We start from the raw sequence: 17,756 nt of genomic DNA on the forward strand, positions 1-17,756 counted from the left end.
GCGCGAAGAGCGAATCTGAAAGATCGCGACGCGCTTTAGAGCAATTCCAGCAAAGTGCGCAGCGCTTTTGCCGGGGATTGCCTAGAAACAAAAGGTTAGAGCGGTTCTACGCTTCCATGAAAAGCTGAACCGCTCTGAGCCACCTTCGCGCAAGCTTCGCCATTTAACTCTCGATTCGAAATGGGCGGGCCGCATGCCCGCCTCCTCTCATGAAGAGACGGAATCGTCATGGCGCAACCACCCGCACTCCCCCTTCCGAAAGTCGCCCCGAATCTGCGCGATGTCGGTTTTGCCCTCGGCATCATCGTTATCATCTGCATCCTCTTCCTGCCGATCCCGCCATTCCTGATCGACATGGGACTGGCCTTCTCGATCGCCCTCTCGGTGCTGATCCTGATGGTCGCGTTGTGGATCCAGAAACCGCTCGATTTCTCGTCTTTCCCGACCATTCTTCTGATCGCGACGATGACGCGACTGGCGTTGAACATCGCGACGACGCGTGTCATTCTTTCGCATGGTCACGAGGGCCACGATGCGGCGGGCGGTGTCATCGCCGGTTTCGCAAGCCTGGTGATGTCCGGTGACTTCGTCATCGGTCTGATCGTCTTCCTGATCCTCATCACCATCAACTTCATCGTCATCACCAAGGGCGCCACGCGTATCGCCGAAGTCGGCGCACGTTTCACCCTGGATGCCATCCCCGGCAAGCAAATGTCGATCGACGCCGATCTCTCGGCTGGCATCATCGACGAGAGGGAAGCTCAGCGCCGGCGCAAGGAACTCGAGGAGGAAAGCTCCTTCTTCGGCGCCATGGACGGTGCGTCGAAATTCGTGCGCGGAGATGCCGTCGCCGGCCTGATCATCACTTGCATCAACATCTTCGGCGGCATCATCATCGGCTACTTCCGCCACGGCATGCCGATTGGCGAAGCCGCTGACGTCTTCGTCAAGCTCTCCGTCGGCGACGGCCTCGTCGCGCAGATGCCGGCTCTGATCGTCTCGCTCGCGGCTGGCCTTCTCGTCTCTCGCGGCGGAACCACCGGCTCCACTGACCAGGCGGTTGTCAACCAGTTGAGCGGTTATCCGCGCGCGCTCTCCGTCTCGGCCGTGCTGATGTTCATCCTGGCCCTGATGCCGGGCCTGCCCTTCGTGCCCTTCGTATCTCTCGGTGGTCTTCTCGCCTTCGGCGCCTGGTTCATCCCGCGTCAGGTCGAGGCAGAGAACATGCTTCGCCGCGAGCAGGAAGAAAAGAAGGTCGTCCAGAACAAGGAACTTGAAAAGGATTCGGTCAAGGCAGTGCTACGCACCTCGGAGATCGAGCTCGCACTCGGCAAGATGGTTTCGACGCGCCTGCTCGGCGCCCACCAGGAGCTCGCCTTCCGTGTCGGCAAGATGCGCAAGAAGTTCGCCACGCAATACGGTTTCGTCGTGCCCGAGATCAAGGTGACCGACGATATCGCCATCGCCGAGAAGTCCTACCAGATCCGCATTCACGGCACGACGGTTGCCTCCAATCTGTTGCGCGTCGGCGAAGTCCTCGTCGTGACCGGCGCCGGCCGCCGGCCGAGCATTCCCGGCGACGAAATCCGTGAACCCGCTTTCGGCATGCCTGCCGTCTCGATTCTCGAAAACTTCGCCGACGATCTGAAACGCGAGGGCTTCCAGCCGATCGACAACGTCTCCGTCGTCTTGACCCATATGAGCGAGGTCATCCGCAACAACCTGCCGCAGCTGCTGTCCTACAAGGACGTCAAGGTGCTGATCGATCGGCTCGATCCCGAATACAAGAAGCTTGCCGACGAGATCTGCTCGTCGCACATGTCCTATTCAGGCCTGCAGGCAGTGCTCAAGCTGCTGCTTGCCGAACGCGTCTCGATTCGCAACCTGCACCTCATTCTCGAGGCGGTTGCCGAGCTCGCCCCGCATGTCAGGAAAACCGAGCAGATCGTCGAGCATGTCCGCATCCGCATGGCCCAGCAGCTCTGTGGCGACCTCGCCGACAATGGCGTGCTGCGCGTCCTGCGGCTGGGCAGCAAGTGGGATCTCGCCTTCCACCAGGCCCTGAAGCGCGACGCCAAGGGCGAGGTGATCGAATTCGACATCGATCCGCGCAGCCTGGAGGAGTTCAGCGAGCAGGCCACCAAAGTTATCCGTGAGTTCATGGATCGCGGCCTGCCATTCGCCCTTGTAACGTCGCCTGAAACACGCTCCTATGTGCGCATGATCATCGAGAGGCTGTTCGCCACGCTCCCGGTCCTGTCGCATGTCGAACTGGCCAAGGGCATCGAGATAAAGATTTTGGGCTCTATTTCATGATAACAGACCCGCAAGGGACCGTTCTCGCGCTGTTTCTGGTTTTCTGCCGAATCGGTGGCTGTGTGCTGGCTCTTCCGGGTTTTTCCTCGGCGCGCGTGCCCGAACAGCTGCGCGTCTTCATCGCCGGCGCGCTGTCGATCGCCGTCATGCCGTTGCTCTGGGACACCGTCTATCCGGCCGTTCACACCGGTGCCGGAACCTATATCGGCCTGATCTTCAGCGAATCGCTGATCGGCGTGATGTACGGCATGCTGGCGAGGATCTACACGATCGGCATGCAGTTCGCCGCGACCATCATCGCGATGATGGTCGGCTACACCCAGCCGGGTTCCGCCGACATCGTCGAAGACACGCCGGAGACCAGCCTTTCCGGCTTCATTACCTTTGCCGGCATCATGATTCTCTTCATCTTGGATTTCCATCATATCGTGTTCCGCGCGCTGATCGATTCCTACACGACCATGCCCTTCGGCGGCATGATGCAGATGCGCGCGACGCTGATCTCCTTTACCGACACGCTGGAGCAGACCACCTACATCATGCTGCGGCTGGCGAGCCCGTTTTTGATCTACGGCATGATCTTCAACGTCTCGATCGGTTTCATCAACAAGCTGGCGCCGCAAATCCCGGTCTACTTCATTTCCACGCCCTATCTGCTGATGGGCGGGCTCTTCCTGATCTATTTCTCGATTGCGGCGATGGTCAGCCAGTTCGGCCAGTCCTTCGGCTCGATCTATATCGGGCGATGAGGCTGATATGATCGAAAAGAAGCGCTCCCAGAAGCTCAAGCGGCTACTCTCGGTGCAGCGGCATATCGAAAGAATGGCCGAGAACGACCTGGCCGAAACCAGCCGTCAGCGCGTCGAGGTCAATGTGGCGATGGACGACGTCATCCTCGCGCTCGGCTCGATGGACCCCGTCCACCACGCCTTCTCGCAGAATTACGCCGACCGATTCGGCAGGCTCACCATCAAGGACCAGCAGCTGACCGGCATGCAGCAGATCCACGAGATGCGGCTGACGCGCGAGCGCGCTAAGGGCGACCGCCTCGACGAGGGCATGCAGGAAGCTCTCGAAGCCGAGCGCCGCGAGGACGAGGACAACGCCGTCTACGATGTCATCGATCAGCAATTCGCAACGCCAGCCTCCAGCAAGCTTCAAAAACCATAGTCGTTACGATCTTAAATTCAGAGGATTGTAACGTGGCTATTTCGCCCCCCAGTGATCTGGTCCTGGACGTTGTCAAAGCTGCCGACCCCATGGAGGTCCAGGCAGCCCAGGAAAAGTTAAAGGCAAATCGTGCGGCCTTTGCCGCAACGAGCCTCGCCGAGAATGGCAAGGGCTTCTCCAATACGGTCGACGTTCTCGATCATATCGGCCAGAAGAGCGGCCTCGCCAACATCCAGAACCGCACCAAGGCCGAGGACGTTCCGGAAAGCTACCGGAAGTTCGAGGCCATGGTCCTGCAGAATTTCGTCAAGTCCATGCTGCCGAGCGAAAGCGAAGACGTCTACGGCAAGGGCGCGACCGGCGATATCTGGAAAGGCATGATGGCCGAGCAGCTCGGCAACACCATGGCCAAGGGAGACGGCATCGGCATCGCCAAGCAGATGTACAGCGAGCAGCTGCGCCGGCAGGAAGGCAAGATCGTCAATGCCTCCACCGACGACGATGATCGCAACACCGCGCTCAGCATGATCGACGACTTCCAGCGCAAGACCTTTGGCACGCCGACCGCCGAAGCCAAGACCGACAGAACAGGATGATTTTAGGCCCGTTGGGCTGAAATCTGAATTCTGTTCTCAATTACAGAGTTAGAGCGTGATGTCGTCCGAAAACCGCGCACATTTTCGGCATCATGCTCTAAGCGACGCATAACCGAGGGTACAATGGAAATAGTTTCGAACGAATACAGGATCAAATCCGTTCTCGGACGCCTCGAAATGATCATCGACAATGAGAACACCCGGATCGGCAACGATCCGCAATTCGATCTCAAGGTCTCCAATGCGCATAAGAGCCGCTGCCTCTACGAGCTGTCGATGCTTTTCCGGGATACCGATCCGGCCGAGCTTGCCGCTGCCCATCTCGATCAGCTGCACGGCCTGAAGAAGAAACTGGTTCTCAATGCCCGCCGCGTCGAGGCGCATCTCGAAGCGGTTCGCGCCGTCGCCGACCTCCTGAAGAACGCGGTTCAGGATGCCGATGCCGACGGCACCTATTCCCAGGAACAATTCGCCGCGCGTGGAAACTGATGATCAAGCTCGTCCTCACCGGTGTCTGGGTTTGCGCCATCACCTTGGCATCGGTCTATTTCTCGGTGTACCTGGCGACCGCGCCGGCACCGGCGGCTACAGATTCCAAGCAGAGCGCTCTTGAGCTGGTGAAGGGCGAAACGATCACGGTGCCGATCATCGGCAACGGTGCGATCACCGGTTACTTCCTCGGCCGCGTTTCGTTCATGATGAACAAGGACATGCTGAAAGGCGTGACGCTGCCGCTCGCCGAGATGACGACGGACGAGCTTTTCAGCCTGCTCGTCGGCAACAAGATGGTCGATATCGCCCACATCAAATCCTTCGATCCGAAGGCTTTCCGCGAGGAGATCAAGAAGGGCATGAACGAGCGCCTCGGCGGCGAATACGTCGCCGACGTGATGCTGGAGCAGCTCGACTATCTTTCCAAGGAAGAGGTCAAGGAAAGCTCCGCCGGTCAGCCGAAGAAGGTCGGCAAACCCGTCAAGATCGTCGAGACCGCACCGGCCGCCGAAGCACCGGCGCCAGCGGCCCACTAAACATCATTTGATCATCGACGACAAACGGCGCCCGAGGGCGTCGTTTGTCGTTGGCGCGCATGGTTAACAATCCACTTATACGAGCATTGAAATTCAAGGAATTTTCCTAAGGGTTGTTTGAAACCGTCCTGTTATATCAGGTGTCACAGCTTGGCATGCGCCGCTTATCCGAGATCGGAGCGACGCCGTCCCGGCGGGACGCGACCGGTCCTTTCGAGACCTCCGGTGCGGAATATGGGCTTGTTTTCCGGGATGTCGGGCGCATGCAGCACCCTCGGCAGGAGGTAGGAATGAATCTGATTGCAAACTTCGCGGTGCTCGCATCGCGGCGGACGATCTTCGATCTGCCGGTCTGCGATCTCGGCTGGGACGACGCCCTCGTTTTCATCAACGAGCTGGCCTCTATTCCCGTCGGCCAGACCGTGGTTTGCTTCGTCAACGCCCACAACATGCTGACGGCGTTGCGCGACGACGAATATTACCGGATCATGTCGCACAATCTGGTGCTGCCCGACGGAATCGGCCTCAACATCGCATCGCAGATCGCCCATGGTTCGCCATTTCCCGCCAATCTGAACGGCACCGATTTCGTGCCGGCCTTCCTGACCTTCATGGAGGCGCCGCGCCGCATCGGCCTCATCGGCGGCGAGCGTTCGGTCGTCGATGCGGCGGCGGAAAATTTCCGCAGGCACACGCCCTGGCACGAATTCGTCGTCGTTTCCGACGGTTACTTCGACAAGGTCGATCCCACTGATGTCATCGAGGAGCTCGAGCGCCAGAAGGTCGATATCCTGATCGTCGGCATGGGGACCCCGCTGCAGGAGAAATGGGTTCACGATCATATTCGCGCCGATCATGCGCGTCTGGTGCTGACGGTGGGCGCTCTTTTCGACTTCGTTTCCGGCGCCGTTCCACGTGCGCCGAGGACGGTGCGGATGATGCGCCTGGAATGGGCCTATCGCCTACTGCAGGAGCCGACGCGCCTCTGGCGCCGTTACATCATCGGTATCCCGGTCTTCCTCTTCCATGTCCTGCGCTACCGCTTCCGCCGGCGCGAAAGGATCCTCAGCCACCCGGAGGAGCACGGCAGCGCACTGCAGCCACAGTCGGATCGTAAGAGGGCGAGCTGACCTTATCGCGCCGCGCGTCTAACAAGACGCGCGGCTTAGCAATTCCTGCCCGCTGCGGTTAACCATTTCTTTGCCATGAATATTTAGAGTGGCTTAATCATCTGCATTCGTGCGGATGAGCGAACTCGGCCATCATGTGCATGAGATGTGGCGCAATGTACGATATCAAGGCCCGAAACAGCTTCCAGGATCGCGCAGCCGCAGGGCCGCGCGCCCATGACGATTCCTATGGGACGCCCCGGTCGGGCCGGCTTGATATCGCGCCGCCCGAGGCCGAATTGCTGCGTGTCATCGGCCGGGTGTTGGAGGAGCAGCGCACAAGAGCGGCGCGCACCGCACCGCTGGTCGACCGCATCGAAACCATCCTCGGCAACCGCCTCCGGGCCGCCAACGACGTCGGCCATCCGCTTCTTCAGGAGCCGGCGGGCGATGAAGAGCTGAGTGCTCCGGCCGACGAGCCGATGATCTCACCCGCACCGCCGGCCACGCTCCGTGAAGAACCCGCCGAGCCCAGGTCGGCAGCGCCGCGCCGCCGCGTGGGCGGCATTGGTCTTGCGATGATGGTGGCCGCCGCGACGATCGTCGGCGCGGGCTTGCCGGCGCTGATGCCGGCCTCGCCAGCCCTCTACCGTGCCGAGGCGACGCTTGCGGTGAAGAGCGATGCCGCAAGCCGCGCTGCCTTCACCCAGGCCGCGGCGAAAGGGATGCTGTCGGCGCGGGTGATTGCTTCGACGGTGGCTGCCCTGAAACTCGATCATGATCCCGAATTTGCCGGCGCCAGTGCTAATGCGCTCGGCGTCGCGCTCGATCTCCTCTCCGCGACCGGCGCTGCTGCCGATCCGGCCTCGCGCGCCGAGGCGACGCTGAAACATGCGGTCGAGATAACACCCGATGCCGCCGCCGGCACCATCCTCATCAGCGTAACGACCGGCGATAGCGGCAAATCCATGCGCATCGCCGCAAAGCTTGCCGAAGCGGTGTCCGCAACAGACGGCCCCGGCGGCAACGTCGAAACCGATGCCGCCTTGCGTAAAACCTATGACGAGGTGAAGGCGGAGCTTGCCGCCTTCACGGCGAAGAGCGGCGAGGGCAACGTCAAGGTGGCGATCGATCTTCGCCGCCAGATCGACCGGCTCGATGCCGATCTGAAAGCGGCCGACCAGAATATTCTTACCGCCAAGGCGCAGACCGACCGGCTCAAGGTCGCAAAACTTGCCGAAGTGCTCGACGGTTCGTTGCCCTCCGATATGCTCTCGCCGGCGCTGCAGGACTGGCGCGACAAATATGCCGTCGCCAAAACGACGCTTGCGCAGCTGTCGGCCGAGCTCGGCCCGCGCCATCCGCGCCTCCTGCAGCAGCAGGCCGAAACCGACGGCCTGAAGGAGAATATGGGCAAGGAGCTTACCCGTCTTGCCCAGACTGCCAACCTCGCCGCCAAAGCCGCCGTCGATGCGCGCAAGGGCTTGAACGCTCGCCGCAACACGCTGATCGCCCAGAGCCGGGACACCGGCGTCGATTTGTCACGCCTGACCGAGCTCAGCGAAAAGGCGAATGCCGCCCGCTCGCGCCTCGAAGAGGCGACGTCCGCAGCGGCGGAAACGGCCACCGACGGTCGTATCGTTCTCCTGAAGCCGCCGCTGGCGACGGCGGTATCGGCAACGGATGGCCGGATCGGTCGCTCGCTAATGGGCGCAGCCGCGGGCCTTGTGGTCGGTCTTGCCTCGGCTTTCCTGCTGCGCCTGCGTCGGCCCGTCGCCAATCCCGCAGGTGAGAAAATGCCGGCATCCCCGCCGCAGACCCCACTGCCGCCGACGTTCGCGCAGGACCCCGCTCCGGTCGACGAGATGGAGGTGCTGCGCTCCGAAATCTCCGGCCTGCGCGACCGGCTTCGTCTTCATGCGCTCGACGCGCGGCAGCCGCTGCGTTGAACGAACATTTCCTTGCATTTTTGATATTGCATTGCTGCTTTCCGACAGGATAGGGCGTTAGCGGGCATTTGACGCTCGTCAACTATCCATAGATTGACGCGAAACAGGGCGGAGAGACGCGTGACGACAGTAATCGACGGAAAGAACGTAGCTGCATCGGTCATTCAGACGGTCAAGAGTGCGACGGCGGCGCTGGAAAAGAGCAGCGGCGTCACCACCGGTCTTGCGGTCGTCATCGTCGGCGACGATCCGGCAAGCCACGCCTATGTCGGCTCCAAGGGCCGCATGGCCAAGGAATGCGGCTTCAAATCCGTTCAGCACACGCTGCCGGCCGAGACGAAGCAGGAGGAACTGGCAGCTCTCGTCGCCAGCCTCAACGCCGATCCGTCGATCCACGGCATTCTGGTGCAACTGCCCTTGCCGAAGCCGCTCGACAGCGAGGCGATCATCCAGTCGATCCTGCCGGAAAAGGATGTCGACGGCCTGAGCGTCGTCAATGCCGGCAAACTGGCCACCGGCGACCTGAAGACCGGACTGGTCTCCTGCACCCCCGCCGGCGCCATGGTCTTTGTCCGCCGCACCCATGGCGAGGATCTCTCCGGCCTCAACGCCGTCGTCATCGGCCGCTCCAACCTGTTCGGCAAGCCGATGGCGCAATTGCTGCTCAACGCCAATGCGACGGTGACGATTGCTCATTCCAGGACCAAGAACCTCGCCGAGGTCTGCCGCAACGCCGATATCCTGGTGGCCGCCGTCGGCCGGCCGGAGATGGTCAGGGCCGATTGGGTGAAGCCCGGTGCAACGGTCATCGACGTCGGCATCAACCGTGTTGCAGCCCCCGAAAGAGGCGAGGGCAAGACCCGGCTCGTTGGCGACGTCGCCTTCGAGGAGGTCTCGGCGATCGCCAGCACCATCACCCCGGTTCCCGGCGGCGTCGGGCCGATGACCATCGCCATGTTGATGGCCAATACGGTCATTGCCGCCCACCGCACTGCGGGGCAGACACCGCCGCAGTTTTGATTAGAGCATGATGCCGAAAAGTGTGAGCAGTTTTCGGACGACATCATGCTCTAACTACATGATGTAGAACAGGATTCAGATTTTAGGCCGATCCGGCCTAAAATCATCCTGCTCTAGGCCTGGGGAACAGGACCGGTCGAGGCCCTGACGATCAGCTCGGTCTTCCAGAGCTCTTGGTCGGGGAAGGGGCCGGCCTGCTTTACGGTGCCGATCAGCCGCTGCGCGATGCGAACGCCCGCCGCCCGCAAGGAAGAGCGCGTCGTCGTCAGCGGCACGGAAAAGCTTTCCGGTTTCAGCAGCGGCAGCACGTCGTCATGGGCGATCAGCGAGATATCCTCGCCGAGCCGCAATCCCGCCTGGTTGACCGCGCGGATCGCGCCGAGCGCCAGCACCGTGCTGGAGCAGAGGATCGCCGTCGGCCGTTCCGGCAATTGCAGGAAGTGTTCCATTGCCAGCAGGCCTTGTTCGTCCGTCATCAGCGCGTGGCTCATACAACCCTCATCGAGCGCGAGCCCGCGCTCGGCAAGGGCTGATATGACGCCGTTCTTCCTGCGGATGGCGAAATCGAGATGCATCGGTCCGTTCATCAGCGCAAAGCGCGTATGGCCGAGCTGCAGCAAGAGCCGCGTCGCATCGTAGAAGGCGCCTTCGTTGTCGATGTCGAGATAGGGATAGTCCGGCTCCGAACCGAAGGAGCGGCCGTGCACGACATAGGGCATCGAGAGCGATTTCAGCATGGCGAGCCGCGGATCGTGACCGCGCATATAGGCGACGAACAGGGCATCGACATTGCCGCTGATCGCAAGGCGGCGCAGCGCCGCCACCTCGTCATCCGGGTCGGCCGGCATGATCACGAAGTGGAAGTCGTGGCGCACGGCTTCTTCGCCGAGCCCGGCCAGGAATTCACCGAAATGCACGTCGGACTGGTGGCCGGGCGCCGTCGGCATGACGAGGCCGATCGAGCCTGCCTTGCCGGTCGCAAGCCGTTGCGCCGCCTTGTTCGGGCGGTACCCGGTTTCCTTGACAGCCTGAAGCACGCGCTCCCGGGTCGCCTCGTTGACCTCGGGATAGCCGTTCAGCGCTCGGCTCACCGTCGTCTGCGACAGCCCCAGCAATTCCGATAGCTGTTTGAGATTCACCTGCTATGCTTCCTCCCGGCCCGCCCGTCAGCCGTCCTGAAAAGGCCCACCGCCTCCCAGTGGCATCCAAAGCGCTTTCAATTATGTATCATCTGGCGCGCTTGACTCAAGAAAAATCGATCCATATTTCCCGATAGACGTTGCTGCGCTGCGATATCTAGCATGTTCACAGCGGGTTTTCGCGAATTGACTTGACTCCATTCCACCGAAAGTGAAATGAGTTGGGTGTCAAAGCGCTTTGAAATTTCTTTTGGAGGGAATTCGGCGCGGTTGGGATTGTGATGGGAGGTTGATCACATGAAAAAGTCATTTTTGATGGGCGTTGCCGTGGCAGCGCTTTTTGCCGGTGCTGCGTCCGCGGCCGATCTGAAATTTGCCCCGGGACAGGATGCCAAGTTCAACTGGAAGAGCTATGACGAGTTCAAGGCTGCTCATGCCGATCTGAAGGGTCAGCCGCTGACGATCTTCGGGCCGTGGCGCGGCGAGGACGAGGCGTTCTTCCAGAGCGTCCTTGCCTATTTCACCGAAGCCACCGGCATCGATGTCAAATACTCCTCTTCCGAAAATTACGAACAGCAGATCGTCATCGATACGCAGGCAGGCTCGCCGCCGAACATTGCCGTTCTGCCGCAGCCCGGCCTCCTGGCCGATCTCGCCAGCAAGGGCTTCCTGACGCCGCTCGGCGATGACAACTCCAAGTGGATCAAGGACAATTACGGCGCCGGCGACAGCTGGGTCGGCTACGGCACCTACAAGGGCAAGGACGGCAAGGAGGCCTTCTACGCCTTCCCGTATAAGGCCGACGTGAAATCGCTGGTCTGGTACGTGCCGGAGAATTTCGAGGAAGCCGGTTACAAGATCCCGACAACCATGGAAGAACTGCATGCCCTGACCGACCAGATCGTCAAGGACGGCGGCGTTCCCTGGTGCATCGGTCTCGGTTCCGGCGGCGCCACCGGCTGGCCGGCGACCGACTGGGTCGAGGACCTCATGCTGCGCATGCAGCCGCCGGAAGCCTACGACAAGTGGACGACCAACGAGCTGAAGTTCACCGATCCGGCCGTCGTTGCCGCGATCGACGAGTTCGGCAAGTTCGCCAAGAACGCGAAATACGTCGATGGCGGCGTCGCAGCGGTGGCCTCGACCGATTTCCGCGACAGCCCGAAGGGCCTCTTTGCGGTTCCGCCGAAGTGCTACATGCACCATCAGGCCTCGTTCATCCCGTCCTTCTTCCCTGAGGGCACGAAGCTCGGCCAGGATGCCGACTTCTTCTACATGCCGACCTTTGCGTCGCATCCCGAACTCGGCAAGCCGGTTCTCGGCGCCGGCACGCTCGTCTCGATCGCCAAGGACTCGAAGACGGCCCGCGCCTTCATCGACTTCCTGAAGACCCCGATTGCGCATGAGGTCTGGATGGCGCAGTCGAGCTTCCTGACGCCGTATAAGGGCGTCAGCACCGAGGCCTATGCCAATCCGCAGATGAAGAAGGAAGGCGAGATCCTGACCTCCGCCACCACCTTCCGCTTCGACGGTTCCGATCTGATGCCGGGCAAGATCGGCGCCGGCGCCTTCTGGACGGGCATGGTCGATTTCGTCGGCGGCAAGTCCGCTGAAGAGGCCGCTGGCGAAATCCAGAGCGCCTGGGACGGCATCAAGTAATCTTTCAAAATTATGCCGCCGGCTTGCCGGCGGCATGGCTTGCATGACTGGCCGGGCTCGCAAAGAGCCCGGCCATCGCAGGATATACTGTGATTGGGCTATACAAAAAGATTGACGGTGACCGGCGTTGACCCGTCAGAATAAAAACCGGTCGGAATAAGATCAGGGGAAGCAGGGGAGGGACGAAATGCTGTCGCAGATAGTGTCCGCTTTGGGCGTCGTGGTCGGAGCCGTTATCGCATGCTCGGCCTATTTCTATTTTTCGAACAAGATCCTGGATCTCGCACTGCCGGTGAAGGATGGCGACATCCGCGCCGCATCACGCAATCTCAACCGCCGTGCACTCGTCCGGCCGTGGTTGTTCATCGGCCCGGCGCTCTTCCTGCTCATCGTCTATCTCGTCTATCCGGTCGTTGCGACCTTCATCCTCTCCTTCTACGACCGCACCGGTCTGCAATTCGTCGGCCTCGCCAATTACAAATGGGCAATCGGCGACCGCGAATTCCGCCAGTCGATCTTCAATAACATCCTCTGGCTTGCCGTGGTGCCGGCCGCCTGCACCTTCTTCGGCCTCGTCATCGCCGTGATGACCGATCGCATCTGGTGGGGCAATATCGCCAAGAGCATCGTCTTCATGCCGATGGCGATCTCCTTCGTCGGCGCCTCGGTCATCTGGAAATTCATCTATGAATATCGCGGCGGCAACGACGTCCAGATCGGCCTGCTGAACGCCATCGTCCAGACTTTCGGCGGCACACCGGAGGTGTGGATCTCTATTCCCTTCTGGAACAACTTCTTCCTGATGATCATCCTGATCTGGATCCAGACCGGTTTTGCTATGGTCATCCTGTCGGCGGCTCTTCGCGGCATTCCGGAAGAGACGATCGAAGCCGCCGTCATCGACGGCGCTAATGGCTGGCAGATCTTCTGGCGCATCATGGTGCCGCAGGTCTGGGGCAGCATCGCCGTCGTCTGGACGACCATCACCATCCTCGTCCTCAAAGTCTTCGACATCGTGCTGACCATGACCAACGGCCAGTGGCAGACGATGGTGCTGGCGAACCTGATGTTCGACTGGATGTTCCGCGGCGGCGGCGATTCCGGCCGAAGCGCGGTCATCGCCATCATCATCATGCTCGCCGTCACGCCGATCATGGTCTGGAACGTGCGCCGCGCCAATCGCGAACTGAAGGGGCACTGAGATGACCGCTATCGGAAGCTACTTCAAGATCGGCCCCGCCCGTCTCTTCGTTCACGCAGCCGTTCTGCTGATCGTCATTATCTGGCTGATCCCGACGCTCGGCATCTTCGTCAGCGCGCTGCGCGACAAGGACCAGATCGTCGTCTCCGGCTGGTGGACGGCCTTCGTCGGCTCGACGCAAACCGCCGCGGTCCGCCTCGGTACACCCGACCAGCAAAAGCAGGAAGGTGCGACCTACGTCATCTCGGGCAATGTGCTGGAAGGCCAGACCGGCCGGGCGGTGAAGGCCTTCGGCAACCGCATACAGCAGCCCGCCGCTTATAAGGCTGGCGAGACCGCCGATCTCGGCGACGGCGAAACTCTGCAGATCAACAGCGACGGCAGCTACCGCTATGTGAAGAACGCCGCCTTCTCGCCCGACGAACGCCCGAAGCGCATCTATGCATCCGTTTCTGCGCCGCCGGAGTTCACGATGGCGAACTACAAGACGGTTCTGACCGGCGAGGGCATTGGCCAGTCCTTCATCAACTCGCTGACCGTGACGATCCCGGCGACGATCATCCCGATCCTGATTGCCGCTTTCGCCGCCTATGCCCTGAGCTGGATGGAGTTTCCCGGCCGCGGGCTGCTGATTGCGCTCGTCGTCGGCCTCATCGTCGTGCCGCTGCAGATGTCGCTGATCCCGCTGCTGCGCCTCTATAACGAGATCGGCAACCTGCTCGGCCAGCCGTCGAAGACCTATCCCGGCATCTGGCTGGCCCACACCGCCTTCGGCATGCCGCTCGCCATCTATCTCTTGCGGGCCTATATTGCCGGCCTGCCGAAGGAGATCATCGAATCCGCCCGCGTCGATGGCGCGAGCGATTTCGAGATCTTCGTCCGCATTGTTTTGCCTCTGTCCTTCCCGGCACTCGCCTCCTTCGCCATCTTCCAGTTCCTGTGGGTGTGGAACGACCTGCTCGTCGCCATGGTCTTCCTCGGCACCGACAAGGACCACCTCGTGCTGACCGGCAGCCTGAACGCGCTGCTCGGCTCGCGCGGCGGTAATTGGGAGATTTTGACGGCGTCAGCCTTCGTCACCATCATCGTGCCGCTGCTCGTCTTCTTCGGGCTGCAGCGTTACCTGGTGCGCGGTCTGCTGGCGGGTTCGGTCAAGGGAGGCTGACCATTCCCGAACGTGACTTCAAACAGGATATTCCATGAACGTGGCTTCCCAATCGATCTCGACCCCTGACAAGGACTGGTGGCGCGGCGCGGTGATCTATCAGATCTACCCGCGCTCCTACCAGGATTCGAACGGCGACGGCATCGGCGACCTGAAGGGCATCACCGCCCGCCTGCCGCATGTGGCAAGCCTTGGCGTCGATGCCATCTGGATCTCGCCCTTTTTCACCTCGCCGATGCGCGATTTCGGTTATGACGTCTCCGATTACGAGAATGTCGATTCGATCTTCGGCACGCTGGTGGATTTCGACACGATGATCGCCGAGGCCCATCGCCTCGGCATCCGCGTGATGATCGACCTCGTCATCTCCCACAGCTCGGATCAGCATCCGTGGTTTGCGCAGAGCCGCTCCAGCAAGACCAACGCCAAGGCCGACTGGTATGTCTGGGCCGACGCCAAGCCGGATGGCACGCCGCCGAACAACTGGCTGTCGATCTTCGGCGGCTCGGCATGGGCGTGGGATCCGACGCGCATGCAATATTACATGCACAATTTCCTGACCTCGCAGCCGGACATGAACCTGCATAACCCTGAGGTGCAGGACCGTCTGCTGGATGTCGTGCGCTTCTGGCTCAATCGCGGCGTCGACGGCTTCCGCCTCGACACCATCAACTTCTATTTCCATGACACGCAGCTGCGCGACAATCCGGCGCTCGCGCCCGAGCGCCGCAACGCCTCGACGGCGCCGGCGGTCAATCCCTATAATTTTCAGGAGCATATCTACGACAAGAACCGCCCTGAGAACCTTGCCTTCCTGAAGCGCTTCCGTGCCGTTCTCGAAGAATTCCCGGCGATCGCCGCCGTCGGCGAAGTCGGCGACAGCCAGCGCGGCCTTGAAATCGTCGGCGAATACACCTCCGGCAATGACAAGATGCATATGTGCTATGCCTTCGAATTCCTGGCGCCCGATCCGCTGACGCCGGAGCGCGTCGAAGAGGTGATGCAGGATTTCGAAGCCGCCGCGCCCGATGGCTGGGCCTGCTGGGCCTTCTCCAATCACGACGTCATGCGCCATGTCAGCCGTTGGGGCGGGCTGGTCGCCGATCATGACGCCTTTGCCAAGCTTTATGCCTCGTTGCTGATGACCATGCGCGGCTCCGTCTGCCTCTATCAGGGCGAGGAGCTGGCGCTGACCGAGGCCGATCTCGCCTATCAGGACCTGCAGGACCCCTATGGCATTCAATTCTGGCCGGAATTCAAGGGCCGCGACGGCTGCCGCACGCCGATGGTCTGGGACAGCCAGGTCGCCCAGGGCGGCTTCTCGACGGTCAAGCCCTGGTTGCCGGTGCCGGTCGAGCATATCCTGCGTGCCGTCAGCGTCCAGTTGGGCGACGAGGCTTCGGTGCTGGAGCACTATCGCCGCTTCATCGCCTTCCGCAAGCTGCACCCGGCTTTTGCCAAGGGCGAGATCGAATTCGAGGAACAACAGGGCGATAGCCTGGTCTTCACCCGTGAATACGGCAATGAGAAGCTGCTTTGCATCTTCAACATAAGCCCGGCCGAGGCCGCCGTCATCCTGCCTGCGGGAGAATGGCAGGCATTGACGGGCCACGGCTTTACCAGCAACAACTATGGCGACAAGATCGATATTCCGGCCTGGGGGGCGTATTTCGCCCGTCTTGCCTAAGGAACATAGGCCTAAGGAAACACAGGCCCAGGGAACACAGGGAGAGAGAAATGACTGGACTGACGCTGAAGGATATCCGCAAATCCTACGGTTCCGTGGACGTTCTCCACGGTATCGACCTCGATATCAAGCAGGGCGAATTCATCGTCTTCGTCGGTCCGTCCGGCTGTGGCAAGTCCACGCTTCTGCGCATGATCGCCGGTCTCGAGGCGATCACCGGCGGTGAGATGTATATCGATGGCCATCTCGTCAATGACGTGCCGCCCTCCAAGCGCGGCATCGCCATGGTCTTCCAGTCCTATGCGCTCTACCCGCATATGACCGTGTTCGATAACATGGCTTTCGGCATGAAGATCGCCGGCGAAAGCAAGCAGGAAATCGATCGCCGCGTCCGGGCGGCGGCCGAGAGCCTGCAACTGACCCAATATCTCGGTCGCCTGCCGAAGGCGCTTTCCGGCGGCCAGCGCCAGCGCGTGGCGATCGGCCGCGCCATCTGCCGCGATCCCAAGGTCTTCCTGTTCGACGAGCCGCTGTCCAACCTCGATGCCGCGCTGCGCGTCGCGACCCGCATCGAGATCGCCCGCCTGAACGAACAGATGGCCGATACGACGATGATCTACGTTACCCACGACCAGGTCGAGGCGATGACGCTGGCTGATCGCATCGTCGTTCTCTCCGCCGGCAATATCGAGCAGGTCGGCGCACCGCTGGACCTCTACGAGCGCCCGGCAAACCTCTTCGTTGCAAAATTCATCGGCTCGCCGGCGATGAACATCATTCCGGCGACGGTCGCCGGAACCGGAAGCCAGACAACGGTGACCCTGACCGGCGGCATGTCGGTGACCCTCGATGTGGCGACTGACACGTCGGAAATGGGCAAGCAGGCAAGCTTCGGCGTTCGTCCGGAGGATCTCCGAGTTGCCGATGGCGCCGACTACCTGTTTGAAGGTGAAGTGTCGATCGTCGAAGCGCTCGGCGAAGTGACGTTGCTTTATATCGAGGGCCTGGTCCCGGGCGAGCCGATCGTCGTCAAGCTGCCCGGCATCTATGATGTCAAGAAGGGCCAGAGGATGCGGTTTGCCGCCGACAGGCAGAAGTTGCATCTGTTTGACGCAACCGGCCATACCTACCGGAAGTGAGGCGGCCATTTTTGGGGTGATGTTCCTAAGAATTGTGCGGGACGGACCGAATTCTCACTTTCTGTTAAAGATCGGCTGCTACCTTTTCCCTGTCAATTTATGAGGGGGATAAGCAGGTGGCCGCTTCCAATCCGTCACAGCCAAAATCTCATTTCCTGAGCAAGGAAGAATCCTTCATGTATGACCGCGAGGCGCGGTTCAAAATGGAGGACACCATGAACGCCGCGCGCATCGAATATACGGAAAAGGGCGTCATGCACGCGGCTTCGCGCCGCTGCGACATTGTCCGGATTTCGATGAGCAGCGCGACGCTCGCGATCCTGACCCAGTTCAACCTGCCGAAGCAGTTCTATCTGGATATTCCGGATGCCCGCATCACCAAGGTCGGCTGCCTGCTGATGAAGGTCAACGCCAACAACACAGTGGAAGTTCGCTTCCTGCGCCTGCTGACGCAGAAGGAGCTGAACAAGATCTTCGTCTACAGCACCCATCCGGCGCACCGCGACTACGTTCTCGATATTCGAGCCTAAAGCCGCGCGTCCGCCAGGACGTGTGAATGCTCACTACTTGAGTATGCG

16 protein-coding genes are annotated in these 17,756 nt (G+C 61.0%); 15 read left to right on the top strand and 1 reads right to left on the bottom strand.

Annotation, left to right across the window (positions count from 1 at the left end; genetic code table 11):
• Positions 1–228: 228 nt before the first annotated feature.
• From flhA to folD, 9 genes are all read left to right on the top strand, one after another.
• Complete coding sequence (flhA, locus tag RLCC275e_RS01770) at positions 229–2,316, top strand: flagellar biosynthesis protein FlhA (protein WP_003556580.1); 2,088 nt, start codon at positions 229–231, stop codon at positions 2,314–2,316.
• Complete coding sequence (gene fliR, locus RLCC275e_RS01775; protein ID WP_033181599.1) at positions 2,313–3,065, top strand: flagellar biosynthetic protein FliR; 753 nt, start codon at positions 2,313–2,315, stop codon at positions 3,063–3,065. Before flhA ends, fliR begins: the two co-directional genes overlap by 4 nt.
• Positions 3,066–3,072: 7 nt before the next feature.
• Positions 3,073–3,486 (top strand): hypothetical protein, encoded by a 414-nt coding sequence (locus RLCC275e_RS01780; protein ID WP_003556585.1) that lies wholly within the window; start codon positions 3,073–3,075, stop codon positions 3,484–3,486.
• A 32-nt stretch (positions 3,487–3,518) separates the two neighbouring features.
• The gene (locus tag RLCC275e_RS01785; RefSeq protein WP_033181600.1) at positions 3,519–4,082 is read left to right on the top strand and encodes a rod-binding protein; all 564 of its coding nucleotides are present in this window, start codon (positions 3,519–3,521) and stop codon (positions 4,080–4,082) included.
• 123 nt (positions 4,083–4,205) lie between these two features.
• The gene (locus RLCC275e_RS01790; protein ID WP_003556590.1) at positions 4,206–4,571 is read left to right on the top strand and encodes a hypothetical protein; all 366 of its coding nucleotides are present in this window, start codon (positions 4,206–4,208) and stop codon (positions 4,569–4,571) included.
• Positions 4,571–5,110 (top strand): hypothetical protein, encoded by a 540-nt coding sequence (locus tag RLCC275e_RS01795; protein WP_033181601.1) that lies wholly within the window; start codon positions 4,571–4,573, stop codon positions 5,108–5,110. Before RLCC275e_RS01790 ends, RLCC275e_RS01795 begins: the two co-directional genes overlap by 1 nt.
• Positions 5,111–5,400: 290 nt before the next feature.
• Entirely contained in the window at positions 5,401–6,240 is an 840-nt protein-coding gene (locus tag RLCC275e_RS01800) for a WecB/TagA/CpsF family glycosyltransferase (RefSeq protein WP_033181602.1), read from the top strand.
• 155 nt (positions 6,241–6,395) lie between these two features.
• A complete protein-coding gene (locus RLCC275e_RS01805) occupies positions 6,396–8,168 on the top strand; it encodes a GumC domain-containing protein (RefSeq protein ID WP_033181603.1) in 1,773 nt (590 codons plus the stop codon).
• A 120-nt stretch (positions 8,169–8,288) separates the two neighbouring features.
• Entirely contained in the window at positions 8,289–9,188 is a 900-nt protein-coding gene (folD, locus tag RLCC275e_RS01810) for a bifunctional methylenetetrahydrofolate dehydrogenase/methenyltetrahydrofolate cyclohydrolase FolD (protein ID WP_033181604.1), read from the top strand.
• A 113-nt stretch (positions 9,189–9,301) separates the two neighbouring features.
• Here folD and RLCC275e_RS01815 read toward each other — a convergent pair whose 3' ends face one another.
• On the bottom strand, positions 9,302–10,327 hold the full coding sequence (locus RLCC275e_RS01815) for a LacI family DNA-binding transcriptional regulator (protein ID WP_018072597.1): 1,026 nt from the start codon (positions 10,325–10,327) through the stop codon (positions 9,302–9,304).
• 297 nt (positions 10,328–10,624) lie between these two features.
• Here RLCC275e_RS01815 and RLCC275e_RS01820 point away from each other — a divergent pair, with 297 nt between their 5' ends.
• The 6 genes from RLCC275e_RS01820 (at position 10,625) to RLCC275e_RS01845 (ending at position 17,708) form a co-directional block, all read left to right on the top strand.
• A complete protein-coding gene (locus RLCC275e_RS01820) occupies positions 10,625–11,986 on the top strand; it encodes an ABC transporter substrate-binding protein (protein WP_033181605.1) in 1,362 nt (453 codons plus the stop codon).
• A gap of 187 nt (positions 11,987–12,173) precedes the next feature.
• Positions 12,174–13,187 carry a carbohydrate ABC transporter permease gene (locus RLCC275e_RS01825; protein ID WP_033181606.1) on the top strand — a complete coding sequence of 338 codons (1,014 nt, stop codon included), beginning with the start codon at positions 12,174–12,176 and terminating at the stop codon, positions 13,185–13,187.
• Between the two features lies 1 nt (position 13,188).
• A complete protein-coding gene (locus RLCC275e_RS01830) occupies positions 13,189–14,352 on the top strand; it encodes a carbohydrate ABC transporter permease (RefSeq protein ID WP_003556605.1) in 1,164 nt (387 codons plus the stop codon).
• A 34-nt stretch (positions 14,353–14,386) separates the two neighbouring features.
• Positions 14,387–16,039 carry a beta-galactosidase BglA gene (bglA, locus tag RLCC275e_RS01835; RefSeq protein WP_033181607.1) on the top strand — a complete coding sequence of 551 codons (1,653 nt, stop codon included), beginning with the start codon at positions 14,387–14,389 and terminating at the stop codon, positions 16,037–16,039.
• 50 nt (positions 16,040–16,089) lie between these two features.
• Entirely contained in the window at positions 16,090–17,178 is a 1,089-nt protein-coding gene (locus RLCC275e_RS01840; protein WP_003556609.1) for an ABC transporter ATP-binding protein, read from the top strand.
• A 176-nt stretch (positions 17,179–17,354) separates the two neighbouring features.
• Positions 17,355–17,708 carry a hypothetical protein gene (locus RLCC275e_RS01845; RefSeq protein ID WP_008523602.1) on the top strand — a complete coding sequence of 118 codons (354 nt, stop codon included), beginning with the start codon at positions 17,355–17,357 and terminating at the stop codon, positions 17,706–17,708.
• The last annotated feature ends 48 nt before the right edge of the window (positions 17,709–17,756 follow it).

Source organism: Rhizobium brockwellii, assembly GCF_000769405.2.
Classification (GTDB): Bacteria; Pseudomonadota; Alphaproteobacteria; order Rhizobiales; family Rhizobiaceae; genus Rhizobium; species Rhizobium brockwellii.

What these genes read in the sequence shown, in the direction of transcription:
- bglA (WP_033181607.1), top strand. Translation starts at nt 14,387, where the DNA reads ATGAACGTGGCTTCCCAATCGATCTCGACCCCTGACAAGGACTGGTGG.
- RLCC275e_RS01780 (WP_003556585.1), top strand. Translation starts at nt 3,073, where the DNA reads ATGATCGAAAAGAAGCGCTCCCAGAAGCTCAAGCGGCTACTCTCGGTG.
- RLCC275e_RS01840 (WP_003556609.1), top strand. Translation starts at nt 16,090, where the DNA reads ATGACTGGACTGACGCTGAAGGATATCCGCAAATCCTACGGTTCCGTG.
- RLCC275e_RS01845 (WP_008523602.1), top strand. Translation starts at nt 17,355, where the DNA reads ATGTATGACCGCGAGGCGCGGTTCAAAATGGAGGACACCATGAACGCC.
- RLCC275e_RS01825 (WP_033181606.1), top strand. Translation starts at nt 12,174, where the DNA reads ATGCTGTCGCAGATAGTGTCCGCTTTGGGCGTCGTGGTCGGAGCCGTT.
- flhA (WP_003556580.1), top strand. Translation starts at nt 229, where the DNA reads ATGGCGCAACCACCCGCACTCCCCCTTCCGAAAGTCGCCCCGAATCTG.
- RLCC275e_RS01820 (WP_033181605.1), top strand. Translation starts at nt 10,625, where the DNA reads ATGAAAAAGTCATTTTTGATGGGCGTTGCCGTGGCAGCGCTTTTTGCC.
- RLCC275e_RS01795 (WP_033181601.1), top strand. Translation starts at nt 4,571, where the DNA reads ATGATCAAGCTCGTCCTCACCGGTGTCTGGGTTTGCGCCATCACCTTG.
- fliR (WP_033181599.1), top strand. Translation starts at nt 2,313, where the DNA reads ATGATAACAGACCCGCAAGGGACCGTTCTCGCGCTGTTTCTGGTTTTC.
- RLCC275e_RS01800 (WP_033181602.1), top strand. Translation starts at nt 5,401, where the DNA reads ATGAATCTGATTGCAAACTTCGCGGTGCTCGCATCGCGGCGGACGATC.
- RLCC275e_RS01805 (WP_033181603.1), top strand. Translation starts at nt 6,396, where the DNA reads ATGTACGATATCAAGGCCCGAAACAGCTTCCAGGATCGCGCAGCCGCA.
- RLCC275e_RS01830 (WP_003556605.1), top strand. Translation starts at nt 13,189, where the DNA reads ATGACCGCTATCGGAAGCTACTTCAAGATCGGCCCCGCCCGTCTCTTC.
- RLCC275e_RS01790 (WP_003556590.1), top strand. Translation starts at nt 4,206, where the DNA reads ATGGAAATAGTTTCGAACGAATACAGGATCAAATCCGTTCTCGGACGC.